We start from the raw sequence: 20,973 nt of genomic DNA, 5'->3' as shown, positions 1-20,973 counted from the left end.
GAATGCGATGCAATTGCGCACATTGTCGGCGCAGGCAATTTCTAGGAGCCCCGTACATGAGCAACATGAACCACGAGCGTGTTCTCAGTGTTCATCACTGGAACGACACCCTGTTCAGCTTCAAGTGCACCCGCGACCCGGGCCTGCGCTTCGAGAACGGTCAGTTCGTGATGATCGGCCTGCAACAGCCCAGCGGCCGGCCGCTCATGCGCGCTTACTCGATCGCCAGCCCCAACTGGGAAGAGCATCTCGAGTTCTTCAGCATCAAGGTTCCGGATGGTCCGCTGACTTCCCAGTTGCAGCATCTGAAGGAAGGCGACGAGATCATCATCAGCAAAAAACCGACTGGCACCCTGGTGCTGGACGATTTGAAGCCGGGCAAACACCTGTACTTGCTCAGCACCGGCACCGGGCTGGCGCCGTTCATGAGCGTCATTCAGGATCCGGAAACCTACGAGCGTTTCGAAAAGGTGATCCTGTGCCATGGCGTGCGCTACGTCAACGAAGTCGCTTACCGCGAGTTCATCACCGAGCATTTGCCGCAGAACGAGTTCTTCGGCGAAGCGCTGCGTGACAAGTTGATCTACTACCCGACCGTGACCCGCGAACCGTTCGAGAACGAAGGGCGTCTGACCGACCTGATGCGCACCGGCAAGCTGTTCAGCGATATCGGTCTGCCACCGATCAATCCGCAGGACGACCGCGCCATGCTGTGCGGCAGCCCGAGCATGCTCGACGAAACCAGCGAAGTGCTCAACAGCTTCGGCCTGAAGGTTTCTCCGCGGATGCGTGAGCCCGGCGACTACCTGATCGAGCGCGCCTTCGTCGAGAAGTAAGCGACCCCGAAACCTGTGGGAGCGAGCTTGTTCCGGGCGGCGTTCCGACGATAGCGATAGATCAGTCGACATTGATGTTGAATGTCAGACCGCCATCGCGAGCAAGCTCGCTCCCACACTGGATTTGCGTTTGATCCAAAAAAGCCCGCGCTGCCTGAGAAGGCAGTGCGGGCTTTTTCGTTTCCGGGATTTATGCCACGGGAATGACTTCCAGCACGCGGATCAGGCCGGGCTCGGGGTAATGCCAGCGCACATCCAGATCCCAGAACTGTGCGCCGTATTCGCGCTCGGCTGCAGGAACCTGGTAGGCCGGGCGTGGATCCTGGGCCAGACACTGCTCGATCAGCTCCAGCAATGGCTCTTGCAGGCGCTGAGCGTGCTTGTGGGCCTGTTGCAATGCGGTATCCGTCCACTGCACGGGAATCAGCTCGGGCGCGGCGCTGGCGATGCTGTTGGACGCTGTATCGACGATGTCGGCATAGGGCACGTAGGGCTTGATGTCGAGAATCGGCGTGCCATCCAGTAAATCGATACCAGAGATCCACAGACGATTGGCTTCGACCTTGTCCAGCTTGACCACTGACTGACCGATGCCGTTCGGGCGATGGGTGGCGCGGGTGGCGAACACCCCCATGGATTTGTTGCCGCCCAGACGCGGGGGGCGAACCTTGAGTCGCGGTTTGGCTTCCAGGGCCTGATGGAACAGGAACAGCAGCCAGACATGGCTGACCTGCTCAAGCCCTTGCACGGCATCGCCCTGATCGAACGGCGCCACCAGTTCCAGAACGCCACGGGCGGCCGGCGCCAGTTGCGGCTGGCGCGGAATGGCGAATTTCTCCTTGAAGCAGGACCGCACGAAGCCGATCGGGGAAACGCTGTAGGTCATGGTCTGGGGTCGAAGCGGGGTTAGATGCGGGCATCATAATCGATGTGAAGATCAAAAGATCGCAGCCTGCGACAGCTCCTGCAGGGAATGCGTTCGGCGTAGGAGCTGCCGCAGGCTGCGACCTTTTAAGGGCTGAATCAGGGCAATCAGCCGCGAACGCGCAGGGTCAGGCCCTTGAGGAAGTTGCGCAGCAGTTGATCGCCGCAGGTGCGGTAGTTGGTGTGGCCGAACTTGCGGAACAGCGCGCTCAGCTCAGGCTTGGACACCGGGAAGTCCGAAGCCTTGAGGATCGCGTGCATGTCGTCTTCCTTGAGTTCGAAGGCCACCCGCAATTTCTTCAGAATAATGTTGTTGGTGATCGGCAAGTCGACCGGCAACGGCGGACGGGTGTCGTCCTTGCCGCGCTTGAAGAACACCAGGCCGTCGAGGAAATGCGCCATGACCTCGTCCGGGCAATGGACGAAACCTTCTTCCTCATCCTTTTTCAGATAAGTGAGGACGTCTTCCTTGGTGACTTCGAGACCGCCAAGCTTGATCAGCTCGACGACTTTGTTGTCACTGATGTCGAGCATGTAGCGCACGCTGCGCAGTACATCGTTATGAATCATGTTTGCAATCCTGATCAATCAGCTGTAAGCACCGCAGACAAGCGTGCGGCGGCGAAATGTATGGCAATGCAAGAAGCTGTTAGAACTTCTCTTTGCTGGACAGGTAGCGCCATTGGCCGACCGGCACTTTGCCAATGGAGACTCCACCGATGCGGATACGACGAACGGCAACGACCTTGAGGCCGACGGCTTCGCAGAACAGCTTGATGACACCCGGCTGTGGGTTTTTCAGCGCAAAGCGTAGGCGGTTTTCGTTCTGCCAGCTGGCCTTGACCGCCGGCAGTTCCTTACCCTTGTAGGTCAGGCCGTGGTTCAGGCGGTTAAGGCCATGGGCGACCATGTCCCCCTCGACCTCGACCACATACTCCTGCTCGATCTTGCTGGCGTCGGCGGTGAGCTTGCGCAGAATCTTCCAGTCCTGGGTGAACACCAGCAGGCCACTGGCATTGGCTTGCAGGTCCGAACTGGCGGTCAGGCGCAGGAAGTGCCCTTTGAGCGGGCGTTTGCTGTAACGATGCTCTTCGCTCAAGGTTTGCGGGCCGATCAACGGCATGGCGCTTTGTGCATCCATGCCTGCCGGTGCGTGAAACAGGATGGTCACCGGCTCCGGCGCAGTGGCCTTGGCTTCGGGGTCGAGTTCGACTTTCTGGGTGTCGACCTTGAACTGCGGCTCATCGATGACTTCGCCGTCCACCGTGACCCAGCCGCCCTCGATGAACAGCTCAGCCTCCCGACGGGAACAGCCGACGAGTTCGATGAGGCGTTTGGAGAGACGAATCGGGTCAGTCATGACAGGGGCCGTAACAAAAGAGGGCGCCCATTGTACCTGCCTGGCGCCGGTTAATCGCGGGTCCATTTGAAGACTGTGGCTTTTACCCGCTTTGTGCCCGCTGATTTGTCTGTTTCAGGCGCATATGCAGCAACGGATAGGGTTGGCCCATGCCGTCGTGCTCCGAACGGCCGATCACTTCGAACCCCAGTTTGTAGTAGAAGCCCAAGGCCTGCGGGTTTTGTTCATTGACGTCCAGCTCATCGGCATTCAAGTGTTCGATGGCGTACTTGAGCAATTGTTTGCCCAGGCCTTGACCGCGGTGGTCGGGGTCGATGAAGAGCATTTCAATCTTGCCCGCTGCGATACCGGCAAAACCGGTGATGCGTTGGCGATGATCCTTGGTGCAGACCAGCATGACGGCATCCAGGTAACGGGTCAGCACCAGGTTCTTCAACAGGTCGATATAGCTGTCCGGCAGGAAGTCATGGGTGGCTCGCACCGACGCCTCCCAGATCCGGGTAAGTTCCTCATAGTCGCTCTGTTTCGGCGTGTGAATGACCGCGTGATGACGCATGTCGCCGGTTCCTTATGCTGGGGTGGCGGATGTTCCTTATTTCACAAAACGATAGACCTAAAAAAGCCCCGCATCTCGTCAGGAGAGCAGGGCTTTTCAATTTTTTACACCCTTAGCGCTTTTCAGCCCACAGGTCGTACTCGTCGGCGTCGGTCACCCGGCACCAGACCTTGTCGCCTGGCTTGAGGTCGCTGGCGTCGTCGATAAAGACGTTGCCGTCGATTTCCGGGGCATCGAAGAAGCAGCGGCCAACCGCGCCTTGCTCGTCGACTTCGTCGATCAGCACTTCGATTTCCTTGCCGATGCGCAGCTGCAAGCGAGCCGAGCTGATGGCCTGTTGATGGGCCATGAAGCGATCCCAACGGTCCTGCTTGACGTCGTCCGGAACCACTTCCAGATCCAGGTCATTGGCGGGTGCGCCTTCGACCGGCGAGTACTGGAAGCAGCCGACGCGGTCGAGCTGGGCTTCGGTCAGCCAGTTCAGCAGGTACTGGAAGTCTTCTTCGGTTTCGCCGGGGAAGCCGACGATGAAGGTCGAACGGATGATCAGGTCCGGGCAGATAACGCGCCAGTTCTTGATCCGGGCCAGGGTCTTGTCTTCGAAGGCCGGGCGTTTCATGGCCTTGAGGACTTTCGGGCTGGCGTGCTGGAACGGGATGTCCAGGTATGGCAGGATTTTCCCGGCGGCCATCAGCGGGATCAGCTCATCGACGTGCGGGTACGGGTAGACATAGTGCAGGCGCACCCAGACGCCGAGGCTGCTCAACGCTTCGCAGAGTTCGGTGATGCGGGTTTTCACCGGCGCGCCATTCCAGAAGCCGGTGCGGTACTTGACGTCGACGCCATAGGCGCTGGTGTCCTGGGAAATCACCAGCAGCTCTTTGACACCGGACTTGACCAGGCGCTGGGCCTCGTCGAGGACATCGCCGACCGGACGGCTGACCAGCTTGCCGCGCATCGACGGGATGATGCAGAAGCTGCAGCTGTGGTTGCAGCCTTCGGAAATCTTCAGGTAGGCATAGTGGCGCGGGGTCAGCTTGATGCCTTGGGGTGGCACCAGGTCGATCAGCGGGTTGTGATCCTGGCGCGGCGGGACCACGTCGTGCACGGCGTTGACCACTTGCTCGTATTGCTGCGGGCCGGTCACCGCGAGCACGCTCGGGTGGATCTTGCGGATGTTGCCTTCTTCGACGCCCATGCAACCGGTGACGATGACTTTGCCGTTTTCCTTGATGGCTTCACCGATCACTTCCAGGGACTCGGCCTTGGCGCTGTCGATAAAACCGCAGGTGTTGACCACCACGACATCGGCGTCCTGATAGGTGGACACGACTTCGTAGCCTTCCATACGCAGTTGCGTAAGGATGCGCTCGGAGTCGACCAGTGCTTTCGGACAACCCAGAGATACAAAGCCGACCTTGGGGGCGGCCGGCGTGGTGACGGTGGACATAGCTAACCTCGGTTTTGTGACGCCTCAAGCCGCGGGTGGCAAGGCGACGGATGGGCGCTTGGTGCGCCTCTGATCAAAAAGTGCGCAATTCTAGCGATGAGCAACGCACTTGACCAGCTTTATGCGGGGAATTACGACGAGTGCTGCGCTATGCTTCGCGCCGTTGCGCTGAAATGAATTGTTACTAACCTGTAACCGCAAGAAAAACAGCGCATGCTGCACCACAAAGCATAGTGCTTCTTATAGAGAAGCCCGGGTTTGAGTAACAGGAGTAGTTGATGGGTCAGGCAAGTAGTCAGGCGGCGGACGCCGGGCATTCGGCGGCGAAACCGTTGAGCATGCTGGTGGCGGCGGTCGGGGTGGTTTATGGCGATATCGGCACGAGCCCCTTGTACACCCTCAAAGAAGTGTTTTCCGGTGACTACGGTGTGCCCGTCAACCATGACGGGGTCCTGGGCATCCTGGCGCTGATTTTCTGGTCGTTGATCTGGGTCGTTTCGATCAAGTACATGCTGTTCGTGCTGCGTGCCGACAACCAGGGTGAAGGCGGCATCATGGCGTTGACGGCGCTGGCCCGGCGGGCGGCGGCGAACCATCCGCGCCTGCGCGCTCTGCTGGTGGTCTGTGGCTTGTGCGGTGCCGCGCTGTTCTACGGCGACAGCATGATCACCCCGGCGATCTCGGTCCTTTCGGCGATTGAAGGGTTGGGGCTGGCATTCGAGGGCATTGATCACTGGGTCGTGCCGTTGTCACTGATCGTCCTGGTGGCCCTGTTCCTGATTCAGCGCCATGGCACGGCGCGCATCGGCATTCTGTTCGGGCCGGTGATGGTCGCCTGGTTCCTGGTGCTGGGTGGGCTGGGGGTCTATGGCATCGTCCAGCACCCGGAAGTGCTCAAGGCGATGAACCCGGTCTGGGGCGTGCGCTTTTTTGTCGTGCATCCGGGCATGGGCGTGGCGATTCTCGGCGCGGTGGTACTGGCGTTGACCGGTGCCGAGGCGCTGTACGCCGACATGGGTCATTTCGGTCGCAAACCGATTGCCCGCGCCTGGTTCATCCTGGTGCTGCCGGCGCTGGTGCTCAATTACTTTGGCCAGGGCGCTTTGCTGTTGGGCGACCCGGAAGCGGCGCGCAACCCGTTCTACCTGCTGGCGCCAAGCTGGGCATTGATCCCGCTGGTGGGCCTGTCGACCCTGGCGACGGTGATCGCTTCCCAGGCGGTGATTTCCGGTGCGTTCTCCCTGACTCGCCAGGCAATCCAGCTTGGTTACATTCCGCGGATGCGCATTCGGCACACCTCCAGCGCCGAACAGGGTCAGATCTACATCGGCGCGGTGAACTGGGCGCTGATGGTCGGGGTGATTCTGCTGGTACTGGGTTTTGAATCTTCGGGCGCGCTGGCGTCGGCCTACGGTGTGGCGGTGACCGGCACCATGCTGATGACCACGATCCTGGTTTCGGCAGTGATGTTGCTGTTGTGGAAATGGCCGCCGCTGCTGGCGGTCCCGGTGTTGCTGGGTTTCTTGTTTGTGGATGGGTTGTTCTTCGCCGCCAACGTGCCAAAAATATTTCAAGGCGGGGCGTTCCCGGTGTTGGCGGGGATTGCCCTGTTTTTGCTCATGACCACCTGGAAGCGCGGCAAGCAACTGCTGGTCGAGCGTATCGACGAAGGCGGGCTGCCACTGCCGATTTTCATCGGCAGTATTCGAGTGCAGCCACCCCATCGGGTCCAGGGCACGGCGGTGTTCCTCACCGCGCGACCGGATGCCGTACCCCACGCCTTGTTGCACAACCTGTTGCATAACCAGGTGCTGCACGAGCAAGTGGTATTGCTGACGGTGGTCTACGAAGATATCCCGCGGGTTCCGGCGCAGCGGCGTTTTGAAGTGGCGTCCCATGGTGAAGGGTTCTTCCGGGTGATCCTGCACTTCGGCTTTACCGACGAGCCGGATGTGCCGCAGGCGCTGAAGCTGTGCCATCTCGATGAGCTGGACTTCAGTCCGATGCGCACCACCTACTTCCTCAGCCGCGAGACAGTGATCACCTCCAGACTGGTGGGCATGGCGCGCTGGCGCGCGGCGCTGTTCGCCTTCATGTTGCAGAATGCCAACGGTAACCTGCGATTCTTCAACCTGCCGCTCAATCGGGTGATCGAACTGGGTACTCAGGTAGAAATATAAGCACCGTGCGCCCCCAAAAGATCGCAGCCTGCGGCAGCTCCTACAGATTTTGCATACACCTGATGATTTGTCGGTGTACGGAGCTGGTGTAGGAGCTGCCGCAGGCTGCGATCTTGGCGATCGCAATCGCGCCGAAGGTCTCTGGTTTGCGTCGAAGAATAAAAAGCCCCCGTTGCCTTGCGGCAGCGGGGGCTTTTTCATGGGCGGTGCTCAGGTCACTCTTCGGCGACCCGGCTCTTGCCCTGACGCTTCTCGATCGCATCGACCAGGCGTTGCGCCAGGGCCGGGTAGTTCTCGTCGAAGTGGTGGCCGCCAGGCAGCTTCATGGCTTCACCGACGGCGGTCTTCTCGGTGCAACCGCTTTCGTCGATTTCTTCTTCGCCGTAGATGCACAGTACTTTGTTCGCTGGCAGTTTGGCCATCTCGGGGCCGGTGGCGGCTTCCTTGCCAGCATTGCCGAGCCAGCCTTCGACTTCAATTTCGAAGCTGCCGGTGCGGGCGAACGCCAGCAGGATAATGGCGTCGACCCGTTGTTGTTCGGCTTCAGGCAGGCGGTTGTAGATGGCTGGCAGGACGTCGGCACCGAAGGAGTAGCCGGTCAGCACGAAGCGTTTGGTGCCCCATTTCTGTCGGTAGTGTTGCATCAGTTCGCTGAGGTCGGTGGCGCTTTGTTCCGGGCTCTTGTGCTGCCAGTAGTAGCGCAGGGTGTCGATACCGACCACCGGGTAGCCGATCTTGGCCATTTCGCCGGCCACGTCGCGGTCCAGGTCGCGCCAGCCGCCGTCACCGGAGAGGAACAGCGTTACGGTGTCCTTGGCCTGGCCGGCCGGTACTTCGACCACCGGGATGTTCAGGCCGCCATTGCCCTTGTCCGAGCCCATGAGGATTTTGCGCAGCTCATTGTTCAGCACTTGCGGCAGGTTGATGTCGTAGTCGCTGATGCTGGTTTCGGCGTTGGGTTGATCCCGGACGAAGCCGGCACTGGTGTCGTCGGGGTTGTCGTTCCAGGCCACCAGCCAGTGACCGTGAGCCGCGGTTTTTGGCAGCAGATGAGTGCAGCCGGGTTTTTCCAGGGCCAGATCCACCGAGATGGCCCGGGTCTTGTCATCTTTCTGCTCGGCCAGCCAGCGCCAGGCCAGGACAGCTCCGGGTCCGATGCCGCTGACCAGAGTGGCCGGACCTTTGAGTTGCTTCAAGGCCGATTGCAATGCGCGACCTTGCAGCACGCAATCCTTGGGCAGGATCACCTGAACGATCTGCGCCGCGCCGCCACGGCTCAGGGTCAGCAGTTGTCGGTCGTTGAGCTTTTGCTCATCGGTAACGGCTACCACCACCTGCGCGCGAGCAGCACCAGGGGTGACGCGGGTCATGGTCGAGCCATCGGCCGGTGACAGGTATTCAAGCGTCGGTTCCGGCGCCGGGCGGTTCCAGAACCAATAGCCACCACCGAGGATCAGGGCAAGCACCACCAGAGTGGCCAGTAAATACCGCCAGGAGCGTTGAATCATCAGCGTTTCACCAATCCAGTCAAGCCGCCCGCAATCAGGGCGGCGGTGTCGGCCAGTGCCACCAGCGGATCGAGCCCGGCGGGCACAGCCATGTAACGGGGTTCCCAGTCAGGCTGGAACTTGTCTTTGAAGCGGCGCAACCCCTGGAAGTTGTAGAGTTGCTCGCCACGGCGGAACACCATCGAGCCGAGGCGCTGGGTCAGTGGCGCGCCACGACGGGGTTGTAGCCCCGACAGCGGCACCATGCCCAGGCTGAAACGCGCATATCCGTGATTTTTATAATGTTGAATCAGGCCGACCATCATGAACTCCATGGTCAGCTTGGGCGCTTCAGGGTGGGCGCGCATCAGGTCGAGGCTGGTCAGGTCGTGGCTGTAGGTTTCGAGCAGGTTGGCAAAGGCCACCGGGCGCCCTTCAAAACGGATGATCGCGACGCGAAAGTGCTTCATGTAAGCATCGCTGAAGCGGCCGAGGGAGAAGCCTTTCTCGCGCACGTTCTTGCCGGTCAACCAGGCATCGGAGATGACTTTCAGTTCGTCCATCGGCGCCTGGCCCGGCTCATGGATCTCCAGCGACAGCCCGTCGCGAGTGCCACGATTCCAGGTGTAGCGCAGGTCCTTCATCTCTTTGCCTTTGGCCTCGAGATCAAAACGCTGCAGATCGACCCGGGCTTCTTCGCCGAGTTTGATTGCCGTCAGGCCAATGTCCATGTAGTGCGGCAGATTCTCGGCGCGCACTTGATAGAACACTGGGCGGGCGTGATGGATGTCGCACAGGTCGCGGAATTGCCAGATCATTTCGGCGCGCTGTTGGGGCGAGCCGATCGGGTCGTACAGCGCTACCAGGCTGCGACCGCGGCGAGCGTACATCAAGAACGCGTCGTCATTGGGGTGAAACAGCAAGGCCTTGTCACCGGTCAGGGCCAGGCCGCCGTCCGGCTGGGCCGAGGCCATGAGAATTTTTAGCGCCTTGTCCACTTCTTCAGCGGTCGGCAAATGGATCACCGGACGCGCGGTGCGCAGCAGCCAGGTCAGAGAGACCGCTACCAGCAGTACTGCGGCGCCGAGTAAGGAGCGCAAGCCGCGTGGCGCATCGGCATCGAGGGTGAACTGCCACCAGAGTTCGCGGCTGTAGGGTACATCCTGGTAGGCGAACAGCAGCAGCCAGATCGACGCCCCCAGCACACAGACGCTGGCCACCAGATACAGCGGCGAGAACGGCAGTTCGGTCAGTCGGCTCGGCCGATAGAAGGAGCTGCGGAATATCGCCAGCAGGCAGGCAGTCAGGGTCAACAGGCTGGCTTCTTCCCAGTCGAAACCCTTGAGCAGGGAGAGCAGGGCGCCCACCAGCAGCAGAACGATGGTCAGCATCCAGGCCGCCGACAGTCGCCGGCGCAAGCCTTGGGCGAGCAATAGGCAGAGCACGCCGACCAGGCTGGCGCCGAAGTGCGAAGCGTCGATCAACCGATGGGGGATCAGAAAGCCGATGTGTTCCAGGCGAGTGTCGATTTCCGGTGTGACCCCGGAAAACAGCAACACAACGCCGGACAGGAACACCAGTACCGCAAGGATCGGTGCGGCCAGGCCCGAAGCTGCCCGTAGGGATTGGCGAGACTGAAACAGGCGCTGGGCTTCGCTGATCAGTAGCAGCAGACAGGCCACCAACAATGGCATGACCACGTAGAACAACCGATACAGCAGTAAGGCCGCGGCCAGTGGGGCCGCGCCCAGAGTGTCGGCGAAGGCTGCCAGCAGAATGGCCTCGAACACCCCGACGCCGCCAGGTACATGGCTGAGTACGCCGGCGGCCAGCGCCAGCAGGTAGACCAGCAGGAAAGCGCCAAAGGACGGGGCCGCGGGCAGTAATAGATAGAGCACGGTAGCCGCAGCGGCCACGTCCAGGGCGGTGATCACCAGTTGCAGGAAGGTCAGGCGGCGCCCGGGCAGGCGCAGGGTTCGGCGGCCGATCCGAATCAGCAGGTTGTCCGGCAGTGGCTGTTCGGGCAGGCGACGGCGGTAAATGCCGATTGCCAGCACCGCGCCGAGGAGTAGCACCGCAATGGCGATCGCGCCCAGCAGGGGTTCGGGCAGGCGCAGCGCGGCAGAGGTGGCTGGAAGGTCGCTCAGTGTGGCCAGGGCGGCCAGCGGTGGCAGCGCGCAACCCAGCGACAGGCTGGCGAACAGTGTCATGTAGGCGACTTCAGACGCCCCCACACCAAAGCGCGCATATAACCGGTAACGCACCGAACCGCCGGACAGCAGTGAAAGGCCAACGGCATTGCCGATCGCGAAGGCGCTGAATCCTCCCAGGGCCAGGATGCGCGGCGGCAACTTCACCCCGGCATAGCGGCTGCCCGACCACTCGTAGCCCAACATTATGATGAAGCCGATCACGGTTACCGCCACTGCCCCGAGCAAGGCCGGTTTCGGCACTTCAAGGATCGAGTCGTGCAGGGCATTCAGATCGAGTTCGCTCAACAGGTGGCGACAGGCAATCAGTGCGATAACGAATAACAACAGAGTGACCGCCAGACCGATGGGCTGGCGGTATTTGCTCAACAGATCGAGCCAGCGCAGGCGAGTGGCCGGGATCGGTTGGATCGCTGTGACGGTGTCTTGTGGATCAGACGAGTTGGTGCGCATCAATCACCTCTTGGATTGTGCGCGACAGGATGGGGGTATCCAGCCAAGTTACCAATCCCTAAGGAAAAATAATTTCAAAATGTTGTGGCGAGGGGGCTTGTCGGAACGCCGCATCGCCCCGTTCGGCTGCGGAGCAGTCGTAAGGTCGGCTGATGCGTTCTTCCTGACACAATGCGATTACTGATTTTAGGACCGCTTCGCGGCCCTGCGGGGGCAAGCCTCCTCGCCACAGGATATTTTCGACAGACACAAAAAAGGCCACTCTTTCGAGTAGCCTTTTTTGATGTTTGGTTGCGGGAGCCGGATTTGAACCGACGACCTTCGGGTTATGAGCCCGACGAGCTACCAGACTGCTCCATCCCGCGTCTGTGTGGCGGCATTCTACAGGCGAACGCTTGAGTGTCAACCGTTAATGGCCTGAGGGGTCAAATAAGCGCAAATAGGCCGCAGCAGAGGCTTACGTGTCAGAGGCGCAACGGATTCTCCTCGCGAGCCAGTTTTGGATGGCTGCGGCAGAAGTTGTTGCCAGGAGGAGGGTAGAAACGCACGCGCACAAAAAAGGCCACTCTTTCGAGTAGCCTCTTTCGATGTTTGGTTGCGGGAGCCGGATTTGAACCGACGACCTTCGGGTTATGAGCCCGACGAGCTACCAGACTGCTCCATCCCGCGTCTGTGTGGCGGCATCCTACAGGGGTGCGCTTGAGAGTCAACCATTAATGCTTTAGTGGGGCAAATAAGCGCAAATAATTCGGGTTTTGCTCGTTTCTGCGGGGGTAAGTGCCAGAATCACAAAGGTTTTGCACTTTTGGCCCCAGACCTGACTGGTACTTCGGGGAGGGGTTTATTGTAAAAGCGACAGACACAAAAAAGGCCACTCTTTCGAGTAGCCTTTTTTGATGTTTGGTTGCGGGAGCCGGATTTGAACCGACGACCTTCGGGTTATGAGCCCGACGAGCTACCAGACTGCTCCATCCCGCGTCTGTGTGTCGGCATTCTACAGAGGATCGCCGGCCTGTCAACTTAAATCTGATAAAAACCTGTTCCTGTTCAATTGCTTAGCTTCTCAAAAGGGCAGATCCACATGCCCCGGAGGCTTACTGCGTAAGGCCTTCAGCTCTATTGGACCGCCTGTCCTGATTGATAAAACGAATCCATTCAGGTTTTTTCCTACGCAGGCAGACGAAGATTCAAAGCACTGGTGCTATATACAGGTGTCAGTGAGATACTGCCGATCAAGTTTCATCTTGAACCCTTTTGCCCTCAACGAACACTGCCTTCATATGACGCAGCGCAAAATCATCCACGTCGACTGTGATTGCTTCTATGCCGCTATCGAGATGCGTGACGACCCGGATCTGGCCGGCAAACCGCTGGCTGTTGGCGGGTCGGCGGAGCGGCGTGGGGTGATTGCCACCTGCAACTATGAGGCGCGGGCCTATGGGGTGCGCTCGGCCATGTCTTCGCGGCATGCTTTGAAGTTGTGTCCGGACCTGGTAATCGTCAAGCCGCGCATGGAGGCCTACAAGGAGGCCTCGAAAGAGATTCAGACGATTTTTCGCGATTACACCGACCTGATCGAGCCCTTGTCGCTGGATGAGGCCTATCTCGATGTTTCCGATAGTCCGCATTTTGCCGGCAGCGCCACGCGCATCGCGCAAGACATCCGCCGGCGCGTGTCTAATCAATTGCATATCACAGTGTCGGCCGGGGTGGCGCCGAACAAGTTTCTGGCCAAGATCGCCAGCGACTGGAAAAAGCCCAACGGCCTGTTTGTGATTACCCCGGATCAGGTCGAGGATTTTGTTTCCGCGCTCCCGGTCAGCAAGCTGCATGGGGTGGGGAAGGTGACGGCGGACAAGTTGGGTCGGCTGGGCATCGTCAATTGTCTGGACCTGCGGGGCTGGGGCAAGTTGGCGCTGGTGCGCGAGTTCGGCAGTTTCGGCGAGCGGCTCTGGGGTCTGGCTCGCGGGATCGATGAGCGGCTGGTGCAGAACGACAGCCGGCGGCAGTCCGTCAGTGTCGAGAATACCTACGATGTGGACCTGCCGGATCTGGCCAGCTGCCTGGAGAAGTTACCCGAGCTACTGGAAACCCTGAGCGGACGCATGGCGAGAATCGACAGTAGCTATCGGCCGGGCAAGCCTTTCGTCAAAGTGAAATTCCACGACTTTACCCAGACCACGCTGGAGCAGGCCGGGGTCGGACGGGATCTGGAGGGGTATCGGCAGCTGCTGACCCAGGCGTTTAACCGAGGCGACAAGCCGGTGCGGTTATTGGGGATTGGCGTGCGTTTGCTGGATCTGCGTGGCGGGCATGAGCAGTTGGAGTTGTTGTGGTGAGGGGGCTTGCCCCCGCTGGGTCGCGAAGCGGCCCTAAAACCTGCAATCGCATTTCGTCAAGCACACCGCGTTCACAGGGTTTGCGACTGCTGCGCAGCCGAACGCAGCCTTCGGCAGCTGCTACGGATTGTGGGAGCGGGCTTGCTCGCGAAGCTTTTCGGATCAATCAGGCCCCGGGATCTGCCACCAGTCGCCCGGCATCCTTGGTCAGCGACTTGAGGAATTCCTGCTGCAACTCGGGATCGTTGCGAGTCAATTCGATCAGGCTCTGTTCCAGTTCGCTGGCTTCTTCTTCCAGACCCAGCTCCGACAGGCGTTTCACCCGGTGTACCCACTGGCTGACTTCGTCATCCTCGAGGTCGTCGTAGATCAGGCCGTGAGCCTCCAGCATCTTGCCGCGCAAGGTGCTGCTGACGGCCAGGGACGAGTCGGAATGCACGTCATCCTGGGCGACACTGATCTGCAGTTTGCTGAGGTGGTTCAGGTCGTGTTCGGCGAACGGGCTGTCCAGCAGGTTCAGGCGCAGAACGCCATTACGGTCGGTGCTCAGGTTGAAGGTGTATTTGCCGGTCTTGACCTCCACCGGACGCTCGCTCCACGGCAGGCTCGAATATTCCAGGCGTTTGTCGCGCTGGGTTTCGTCGATACCGGCCAGGTTCTGCTGTGCACGACCATGGGACTGCACGTTCATGAACGGGTTGAGCCCGGCCACGCCGTAGCTGATCCAGTCCATGGTGACGCTGTCCGGCAGGTTGCCGAGGGCGAACACGTTAACCACGTTCGCGCCGACGCCAGCCACTACCGCCACTGCACCCAGGGGGATCTCGTAGACCTCCCGCCAGGGTTGGTAAGGCGTGTAGCGATCATAGCGCCGGGTGACTTCGAATTCGGTGACCTCGAAGGTCTTCTGTTCATGGATCCGCACACGGCGTTGCGGCAGCTCAAGCACCTTAGGCTCGCCAACTTCGATCTGCAGGCTGTGCTCGAGCAACTTGCGCTCGATGCGCTCCTCGTGCTCGCTGCGTTGAGACATCTGGTTGGCACAGCCGCTGAGCACTAGGGTGCCGCACAGGGCGGCACCACCGAGGCTTAAGGTGTTTCGCTTGAGCATGACTTCTCTTGATCTGGTTTCAGCGGCGGATACGGGCCTGGAGGAATGACAGTACGTCAGCGACCGGCAGCGCATGCGCCTCGGCCTCGGTACGGCTCTTGTATTCCAGGTTGCCTTCGGCGAGGCCGCGGTCACTGACCACGATCCGGTGCGGAATGCCGATCAGCTCCATGTCTGCGAACTTGATGCCCGGGCTGGTTTTTTTGTCACGATCATCCAGCAGCACTTCAAAGCCGGCTGCAGTCAGTTCTGCATACAGCTTGTCGGTGGCTTCGCGAACCTGTTCGGTTTCGTAGCGCAATGGCACCAGGGCAACCTGGAACGGGGCCAGGGTGTCGCTCCAGATGATCCCGTTGGCGTCGTTGTTCTGCTCGATGGCCGCTGCCACCACGCGGGAAACGCCGATGCCGTAGCAGCCCATTTCCAGGGTGACCGGCTTGCCATTCTCGCCCAGCACTTCGCACTTCATCGCTTTGCTGTACTTGTTGCCCAGCTGGAAGATGTGCCCGACTTCTATGCCGCGCTTGATTTCCAGGGTGCCTTTGCCGTCAGGACTCGGGTCTCCGGCTACGACGTTACGCAGGTCGGCAACGGTCGGAACCGGCAGGTCACGCTCCCAGTTCACGCCGAAGTAGTGCTTGTCGTCGATGTTGGCACCGATGCCGAAGTCGCTCATCAGTTCGACCGAGCGGTCGATGATGATTGGCAGCGGCAGGTTCAGCGGGCCGAGGGAGCCGGCACCGGCGCCAATGGCGTCGCGCAGTTCGGCTTCGGAGGCCATGACCAGCGGGCTGGCGACGCCAGGCTGGTTGGCGGCCTTGATTTCGTTCAGCTCGTGGTCGCCACGGATGATCAAGGCAATCAGCTTGCCTTTCTCTTCAGCATGAACCACCAGGGTCTTGATGGTCTTCTCGATCGGCAGGTTGAAGCCTTCGACCAGTTGCGCAATGGTCTTGGCGTTCGGCGTATCGACCAGGCGCAGCTCTTCGGCAGGCAGCGCGCGGGAGGGTTCGCGCGGTACGGCTTCGGCTTTCTCAATGTTCGCGGCGTAGTCGGACCCGTTGCTGAAGACAATATCGTCTTCGCCGGATTCGGCCAGTACGTGGAATTCGTGGGAGCCGGCACCGCCGATCGAGCCGTTGTCGGCTTCAACAGCACGGAACTTCAGTCCCAGACGGGTGAATACGTTGCAATACGCCTGGTACATGCGGTCGTAGGTGATCTGCAGCGAAGGCTGATCAGCGTGGAACGAATAGGCGTCCTTCATGATGAACTCGCGGCCGCGCATCAAACCGAAGCGTGGGCGGATTTCGTCACGGAATTTGGTCTGGATCTGATACAGGTTGATCGGCAGCTGTTTGTAGCTGCTCAACTCGTTACGCATCAGGTCGGTGATGACTTCTTCGTGAGTCGGGCCGGCGCAGAAGTCGCGACCGTGGCGATCCTTGAAGCGCAGCAATTCAGGCCCGTACTCTTCCCAGCGACCGGATTCCTGCCACAGCTCAGCCGGTTGCGTGCTCGGCATCAACACTTCAAGAGAGCCGGCGGCGTTCATTTCTTCACGAACGATGGCTTCGACCTTGCGCATTACCCGCAAGCCCATCGGCAGCCAGGTGTACAGGCCCGAGGCGAGTTTGCGGATCATCCCGGCGCGCAGCATCAGCTGATGGCTGATCACGACCGCATCGGAAGGCGTTTCTTTCTGTGTGGCGAGCAAATATTGACTGGTGCGCATGGTTGGCCGTTGTCGGTTGCTGATGACTAGAAATGACGGAGCATTGTACGGGCGAGATCCGTTGGCGTACAGGATTGCAGCCGGACGAAGCGGGGAAGGGCGACCAAAGTCGGCCCTTGTCAGGACTCTTCGGTGACCGCTGCGTCACTGGCCACGCGGGCGCGGCGGTGTTCCTGGCGCCACTGCAAGCCGATCAACAGCAAGGTGGGCACGCCGAGCAGGGCAGTGATCAGGAAAAAGTCGTGATAGCCGAATTTTTCCACCATCACCCCGGAATAACCGCCGATCAGCCGTGGCAGCAACAGCATGATCGAGCTGAGCAGGGCGTATTGAGTGGCGGAGAACTTCAGGTTGGTCAGGCTCGACAGGTAAGCGACAAACGCCGAAGTGGCCAGGCCCGAGCTGAAGTTGTCCAGTGAAATGGTGGCGATCAGCATGTTCAGGTTGGCGCCCATGTCGGCGAGCATCAGGAACAGCAGGTTGGTGGCGGCCGAGGAGATACCACCGATCAGCAGGATCGGCAGGATGCCGAAACGCACGATCAGCAACCCCCCCATCCCCGCGCCGACCAGGGTCATGATCAGGCCGAAGATCTTGCTGACACTGGCGATCTGCTCCTTGGTGAACCCCTGGTCGATGTAAAACACGTTGGCCATCACGCCCATGACCGTGTCGGACATCCGATAGGTGGCGATCAGGCCCAGCAGCAGGAAAGCCTGCCAGCGATAACGCAGGATGAAGTCGTTGACCGGTGTCAGTACCGGTGCCAGGCCGCGACGGCCCATGCTCGAGAGGCACAGGCCGGTGAGCGTGACATAGAGCATGGCCCGCAGGAAGGCACGGTCCTCCAGCACCAGGTCAAGCGGGCTGGTGCCGTCGAACAGCACACTGGCGAAGTCGGTGTTGTAGAGCTGGGTAAACATTGCCGGTACGGAAATCAACAGCACGATCAGGACGAATACCGAGGCCAGTTGATGCGCGAAGCTGTAGCGCCCAGCGGACAGTTGAGTGCGCAGCGGTACCGGTGGTTCACGCATGAAGAGGCTGGTGAGCAGCGCCGGAATCATCAGCGCACCGAACAGGATGTAGGTGCCGGCCCAGGCCGAGTGCTTGTAGTTGAACCCGGTGGAGCCGAAACCTTCGGCGAAGAACAGCGCGCCGGCCGTCGCCAGCAGTGCCGCGATCCGATAGCCGGACATATAGGCCGCGGCCAGTGCAGCCTGGCGGCTGTCTTCGGCAATTTCCAGGCGATAGGCGTCGACCGCGATGTCCTGGGTGGCCGAGGCGAAGGCGACGACGACGGCGATGGCGATCAGCCAGGACAGATGTTTCTGCGGGTCGCAGAAGCCCATGCCGATCAACCCGAGGATGACGAGTGCCTGGGACAGGACCAGCCAGGATCGACGACGGCCGAGTTTGCCGAGAAATGGCAGGCGCCATTGATCGAGCAGCGGCGACCATACCCATTTAAAGGCATAAGCGAGGCCGATCAGGCTGGCGTAGCCGATGGTTTCGCGGGCCACGCCGGCTTCACGCAACCAGACAGACAGCGTCGAAAACACCAGCATATAAGGCAGGCCGGCGGCGAATCCAAGCAGCAACAACACGAGTGTCGAAGGGCTGGCATAGGCGGCAAGTGCGGCGCGCCAGGTTTTACGGGGCATGGGCTGGAGTCTGCCTCAGATTACGGAAACAAAGCGCGCACTCTAACCGCTGTGCTCTACCGGGCGCCAGCCATGGCGCTGAATATCAACACGATTGTTCAGGACACTGATGCCTTCCGTGCGCAATCGTGCACGCTGCTCATCGCCCGAAACGCTACCGGCCGGCAGGCTGAGGCGTCCGCCTGCGCCGAGCACGCGATGCCAGGGCAATTTTGTATCGCCGGGTAACTGGCTGAGGGTGCGCCCGACCCAGCGTGCGGCACGACCGAGCCCGGCCAGTTCGGCCAGTTGACCATAACTCACCACTTTACCCGCAGGGACTTGGGCAAGTGTCAGATAGAGCGCCGTGCGTCGGATTTGCGCCGGGCTTTCGGATTCAGCGGGTGAGTCAGTCACGCTCGGGGGTCCTCAAGGAGGTCGTATGACCGTCTGTAGAGTAAGTCCTTAATTGCTGGATGAGAAATGAACTCAATACAAATCGTCGGGTCAGTCTTTGCCAAGGCTTTCTCTATGGGGATAATGCCGCCTTTTTTTCGCGAACCTGAGTCCTGTGTTGCTTATGTTGTCCAGAACCCTGCTGTGCCTCGCTGTCGCAAGTGCTTCCGCCCCTCTGCTCGCCGATACGGTCTGGTTGAAAAACGGTGACCGTCTGAGCGGCAAGATCAGTGTCTTCGATGGCGGCAAACTGCTGATCCAGACCGAATACGCCGGAGCTGTCCCGATTGACTGGAAAGAGGTCAAGACTTTGGAAAGCGATCAGCAGCTGCTGGTCAAACAGGATGCCTATACTGGCGAGAAGGCTAAGGCCTTGCATGCGGCGGAAGACGGCAAGGTGACCCTGGCCAACGGTGATACGCCCAAGACCGTTGAGCTGGCGAGCATCCAACAGATCCTCAAGCCCAAGCCGGTCGTCGAAGACCTGGTATTGAAGGGCAATATTGATATGGCGCTGGACTATCAGCGTGCCGAAAAGGACGTCGACGATTATGACGTCGATTTCAAGACCAGTGCGCGTCATGGCAGGTGGCGGCATACGGCCGAAGGCGAATATAACCGCCAGTTCCAGGACGATGTGGTCACAGCAGACAACTGGAGCGGCGAATATGCGCTCGATCGCTTCCTGACCGAGAAGTGGTTCTGGCAGGGGCGTGCGATCTACAAGCGCGACAAAGTCGAAGACCTGGCTCGTCAGCGTACTGTGGGTACTGGTCCGGGTTATCAATTCTGGGATGATGAATTGGGCGCGTTCTCCCTGGGCTCGTTGGTGAATCGTACCGACTATGAGTATGCGGACGGCGGCAAGGACAACTTCTACTCCCTGGCGATGAAGTGGGACTACAACCGTTTCCTGATCGGCAAGAAGGTCGAGTTCTTCACCAACGGCGAAGTCGGCAAGCCACTCTCGGGCGTGGCCGATTACTCCCTTGATGCCGAGCTCGGCTTGCGCTACCGGGTTACGGAATGGGCTTCGCTCAACCTCAAGGCGGAGAAGGACATTGTCAGTGGTGCCAAGGACGGCGACTTGGACAAGACCCGTTACACCGCTGGGTTTGGCGTTACCTGGTAAGCATATCTTTCGCCAGCTCCTACGCCGACCGGGTACACCTGTGAAAGCGCAGGAACACGCGATCCTGGTAGGAGCTGCCGCAGGCTGCGATCTTTTGATCTTTGCTCCTGTGCCATCTCCAAAACCGCTAAAAGATCGCAGGCTGCGCCAGCTCCTACGCCGACCGGGTACACCTGTGAAAGCGCAGGAACACGCGATCCTGTAGGAGCTGCCGCAGGCTGCGATCTTTTGATCTGGCTCCTGTGTCATCTCCAGAAACGCTAAAAGATCGCAGGCTGCGCCAGCTCCTACGCCCGACCGGGTACACCTGTGAAATCGCAGGAACACGCGATCCTGTAGGAGCTGCCGCAGGCTGCGATCTTTTGATCTTGCTCCTGTGTCATCTCCAAAACCGCTAAAAGATCGCAGGCTGCGCCAGCTCCTACGCCGACCGGGTACGCCTGAGAAAGCGCAGGAGCACGCGATCCGACCGGGTACACCTGTGAAATCGCAGGAGCACGCGATCCTGTAGGAGCTGCCGCAGGCTGCGATCTTTTGATCTGGCTCCTGTGCCATCTCCAAAACCGCTAAAAGATCGCAGGCTGCGCCAGCTCCTACGCCGACCGGGTACGCCTGTGAAAGCGCAGGAGCACGCGATCCGACCGGGTACACCTGTGAAATCGCAGGAACACGCGATCCTGTAGGAGCTGCCGTAGGCCGCGATCTTTTGATCTGGCTCCTGTGCCATCTCCAAAACCGCTAAAAGATCGCAGGCTGCGCCAGCTCCGACCGAGTGCAGTTGAAGGACAAAACAGACAGGCACAAAAAAGCCCCGCTTTTAAGGGCGGGGCTTTTGCTGTATCAGTTACAAGTTAGATAACTTGAACTTCTTCAGCTTGCATGCCTTTCTGGCCGCGGGTAGCGACGAAAGAGACCTGTTGGCCTTCTTTCAGGCTTTTGAAGCCGTCAGATTGGATAGCTTTGAAGTGAACGAACAGGTCGTCACCGGATTGTGGAGTGATGAAGCCGAAGCCTTTTTCATCGTTGAACCACTTAACGGTACCAGTTTGGCGATTAGACATGGTGTATCTCCTTGGACAAAGTTAACTGCGACTCAGGAAA

The 20,973-nt window shown here is 59.9% G+C and carries 16 protein-coding genes and 3 tRNA genes; 4 read left to right on the top strand and 15 right to left on the bottom strand.

Annotated elements, in window-relative coordinates:
* The first annotated feature begins 56 nt into the window (after positions 1–56).
* On the top strand, positions 57–836 hold the full coding sequence (gene fpr, locus F8N21_RS08335; RefSeq protein WP_150641666.1) for a ferredoxin-NADP reductase: 780 nt from the start codon (positions 57–59) through the stop codon (positions 834–836).
* 190 nt (positions 837–1,026) lie between these two features.
* On the opposite strand, the gene tsaA is transcribed toward fpr, so the two are convergent.
* From tsaA to rimO, 5 genes are all read right to left on the bottom strand, one after another.
* Positions 1,027–1,722, bottom strand: a complete 696-nt coding sequence (gene tsaA / locus F8N21_RS08330; protein ID WP_150641665.1) for a tRNA (N6-threonylcarbamoyladenosine(37)-N6)-methyltransferase TrmO — start codon at positions 1,720–1,722, stop codon at positions 1,027–1,029.
* A gap of 146 nt (positions 1,723–1,868) precedes the next feature.
* Entirely contained in the window at positions 1,869–2,330 is a 462-nt protein-coding gene (locus F8N21_RS08325; RefSeq protein ID WP_150641664.1) for a DUF1456 family protein, read from the bottom strand.
* 79 nt (positions 2,331–2,409) lie between these two features.
* Positions 2,410–3,120 carry an rRNA pseudouridine synthase gene (locus F8N21_RS08320; protein ID WP_150641663.1) on the bottom strand — a complete coding sequence of 237 codons (711 nt, stop codon included), beginning with the start codon at positions 3,118–3,120 and terminating at the stop codon, positions 2,410–2,412.
* 82 nt (positions 3,121–3,202) lie between these two features.
* Positions 3,203–3,676 carry an acetyltransferase gene (locus tag F8N21_RS08315; RefSeq protein WP_150641662.1) on the bottom strand — a complete coding sequence of 158 codons (474 nt, stop codon included), beginning with the start codon at positions 3,674–3,676 and terminating at the stop codon, positions 3,203–3,205.
* A 112-nt stretch (positions 3,677–3,788) separates the two neighbouring features.
* Entirely contained in the window at positions 3,789–5,126 is a 1,338-nt protein-coding gene (gene rimO, locus F8N21_RS08310) for a 30S ribosomal protein S12 methylthiotransferase RimO (protein WP_150641661.1), read from the bottom strand.
* A 338-nt stretch (positions 5,127–5,464) separates the two neighbouring features.
* On the opposite strand from rimO, the gene F8N21_RS08305 reads away from it, so the two are divergent.
* Complete coding sequence (locus F8N21_RS08305; protein ID WP_412071624.1) at positions 5,465–7,306, top strand: potassium transporter Kup; 1,842 nt, start codon at positions 5,465–5,467, stop codon at positions 7,304–7,306.
* A 215-nt stretch (positions 7,307–7,521) separates the two neighbouring features.
* Here F8N21_RS08305 and F8N21_RS08300 read toward each other — a convergent pair whose 3' ends face one another.
* The 5 genes from F8N21_RS08300 to F8N21_RS08280 form a co-directional block, all read right to left on the bottom strand.
* Positions 7,522–8,814 (bottom strand): virulence factor family protein, encoded by a 1,293-nt coding sequence (locus F8N21_RS08300; RefSeq protein WP_150641659.1) that lies wholly within the window; start codon positions 8,812–8,814, stop codon positions 7,522–7,524.
* On the bottom strand, positions 8,814–11,456 hold the full coding sequence (mprF, locus tag F8N21_RS08295; protein ID WP_150641658.1) for a bifunctional lysylphosphatidylglycerol flippase/synthetase MprF: 2,643 nt from the start codon (positions 11,454–11,456) through the stop codon (positions 8,814–8,816). The genes F8N21_RS08300 and mprF overlap by 1 nt, the downstream gene beginning before the upstream one ends.
* 288 nt (positions 11,457–11,744) lie before the next feature.
* Positions 11,745–11,821, bottom strand: a tRNA-Met gene (locus F8N21_RS08290).
* A gap of 227 nt (positions 11,822–12,048) precedes the next feature.
* A tRNA-Met gene (locus F8N21_RS08285) sits at positions 12,049–12,125 on the bottom strand.
* A 232-nt stretch (positions 12,126–12,357) separates the two neighbouring features.
* Positions 12,358–12,434, bottom strand: a tRNA-Met gene (locus F8N21_RS08280).
* Between the two features lie 302 nt (positions 12,435–12,736).
* Between F8N21_RS08280 and dinB the strand changes: the two genes are divergently transcribed.
* Positions 12,737–13,795, top strand: a complete 1,059-nt coding sequence (gene dinB, locus F8N21_RS08275) for a DNA polymerase IV (RefSeq protein WP_150641657.1) — start codon at positions 12,737–12,739, stop codon at positions 13,793–13,795.
* Positions 13,796–13,961: 166 nt separating this feature from the next.
* On the opposite strand, the gene F8N21_RS08270 is transcribed toward dinB, so the two are convergent.
* From F8N21_RS08270 to F8N21_RS08255, 4 genes are all read right to left on the bottom strand, one after another.
* Entirely contained in the window at positions 13,962–14,906 is a 945-nt protein-coding gene (locus F8N21_RS08270; protein WP_150641656.1) for a hypothetical protein, read from the bottom strand.
* A gap of 19 nt (positions 14,907–14,925) precedes the next feature.
* Positions 14,926–16,641, bottom strand: a complete 1,716-nt coding sequence (locus F8N21_RS08265; RefSeq protein WP_150641655.1) for a proline--tRNA ligase — start codon at positions 16,639–16,641, stop codon at positions 14,926–14,928.
* A 119-nt stretch (positions 16,642–16,760) separates the two neighbouring features.
* Entirely contained in the window at positions 16,761–18,305 is a 1,545-nt protein-coding gene (locus F8N21_RS08260; protein ID WP_150641654.1) for an AmpG family muropeptide MFS transporter, read from the bottom strand.
* Positions 18,306–18,347: 42 nt separating this feature from the next.
* Complete coding sequence (locus F8N21_RS08255) at positions 18,348–18,701, bottom strand: MGMT family protein (protein WP_150641653.1); 354 nt, start codon at positions 18,699–18,701, stop codon at positions 18,348–18,350.
* A 163-nt stretch (positions 18,702–18,864) separates the two neighbouring features.
* On the opposite strand from F8N21_RS08255, the gene F8N21_RS08250 reads away from it, so the two are divergent.
* Positions 18,865–19,872, top strand: a complete 1,008-nt coding sequence (locus tag F8N21_RS08250) for a DUF481 domain-containing protein (RefSeq protein WP_150641652.1) — start codon at positions 18,865–18,867, stop codon at positions 19,870–19,872.
* 851 nt (positions 19,873–20,723) lie between these two features.
* Here F8N21_RS08250 and F8N21_RS08245 read toward each other — a convergent pair.
* Positions 20,724–20,933 (bottom strand): cold-shock protein, encoded by a 210-nt coding sequence (locus F8N21_RS08245; RefSeq protein WP_014336857.1) that lies wholly within the window; start codon positions 20,931–20,933, stop codon positions 20,724–20,726.
* Between the last annotated feature and the right edge of the window lie 40 nt (positions 20,934–20,973).

The organism is Pseudomonas fluorescens (assembly GCF_902497895.1).
Lineage (GTDB): Bacteria > Pseudomonadota > Gammaproteobacteria > Pseudomonadales > Pseudomonadaceae > Aquipseudomonas > Aquipseudomonas fluorescens_BP.
Note: the sequence above shows the minus strand (reverse complement) of the source record. Positions and strands in the feature narration are given on the sequence as shown.

What these genes read in the sequence shown, in the direction of transcription:
- F8N21_RS08265 (WP_150641655.1), bottom strand. Translation starts at nt 16,641, where the DNA reads ATGCGCACCAGTCAATATTTGCTCGCCACACAGAAAGAAACGCCTTCC.
- F8N21_RS08250 (WP_150641652.1), top strand. Translation starts at nt 18,865, where the DNA reads ATGTTGTCCAGAACCCTGCTGTGCCTCGCTGTCGCAAGTGCTTCCGCC.
- tsaA (WP_150641665.1), bottom strand. Translation starts at nt 1,722, where the DNA reads ATGACCTACAGCGTTTCCCCGATCGGCTTCGTGCGGTCCTGCTTCAAG.
- F8N21_RS08305 (WP_412071624.1), top strand. Translation starts at nt 5,465, where the DNA reads ATGCTGGTGGCGGCGGTCGGGGTGGTTTATGGCGATATCGGCACGAGC.
- F8N21_RS08315 (WP_150641662.1), bottom strand. Translation starts at nt 3,676, where the DNA reads ATGCGTCATCACGCGGTCATTCACACGCCGAAACAGAGCGACTATGAG.
- F8N21_RS08320 (WP_150641663.1), bottom strand. Translation starts at nt 3,120, where the DNA reads ATGACTGACCCGATTCGTCTCTCCAAACGCCTCATCGAACTCGTCGGC.
- rimO (WP_150641661.1), bottom strand. Translation starts at nt 5,126, where the DNA reads ATGTCCACCGTCACCACGCCGGCCGCCCCCAAGGTCGGCTTTGTATCT.
- F8N21_RS08325 (WP_150641664.1), bottom strand. Translation starts at nt 2,330, where the DNA reads ATGATTCATAACGATGTACTGCGCAGCGTGCGCTACATGCTCGACATC.
- fpr (WP_150641666.1), top strand. Translation starts at nt 57, where the DNA reads ATGAGCAACATGAACCACGAGCGTGTTCTCAGTGTTCATCACTGGAAC.
- dinB (WP_150641657.1), top strand. Translation starts at nt 12,737, where the DNA reads ATGACGCAGCGCAAAATCATCCACGTCGACTGTGATTGCTTCTATGCC.
- F8N21_RS08270 (WP_150641656.1), bottom strand. Translation starts at nt 14,906, where the DNA reads ATGCTCAAGCGAAACACCTTAAGCCTCGGTGGTGCCGCCCTGTGCGGC.
- mprF (WP_150641658.1), bottom strand. Translation starts at nt 11,456, where the DNA reads ATGCGCACCAACTCGTCTGATCCACAAGACACCGTCACAGCGATCCAA.
- F8N21_RS08260 (WP_150641654.1), bottom strand. Translation starts at nt 18,305, where the DNA reads ATGCCCCGTAAAACCTGGCGCGCCGCACTTGCCGCCTATGCCAGCCCT.
- F8N21_RS08245 (WP_014336857.1), bottom strand. Translation starts at nt 20,933, where the DNA reads ATGTCTAATCGCCAAACTGGTACCGTTAAGTGGTTCAACGATGAAAAA.
- F8N21_RS08300 (WP_150641659.1), bottom strand. Translation starts at nt 8,814, where the DNA reads ATGATTCAACGCTCCTGGCGGTATTTACTGGCCACTCTGGTGGTGCTT.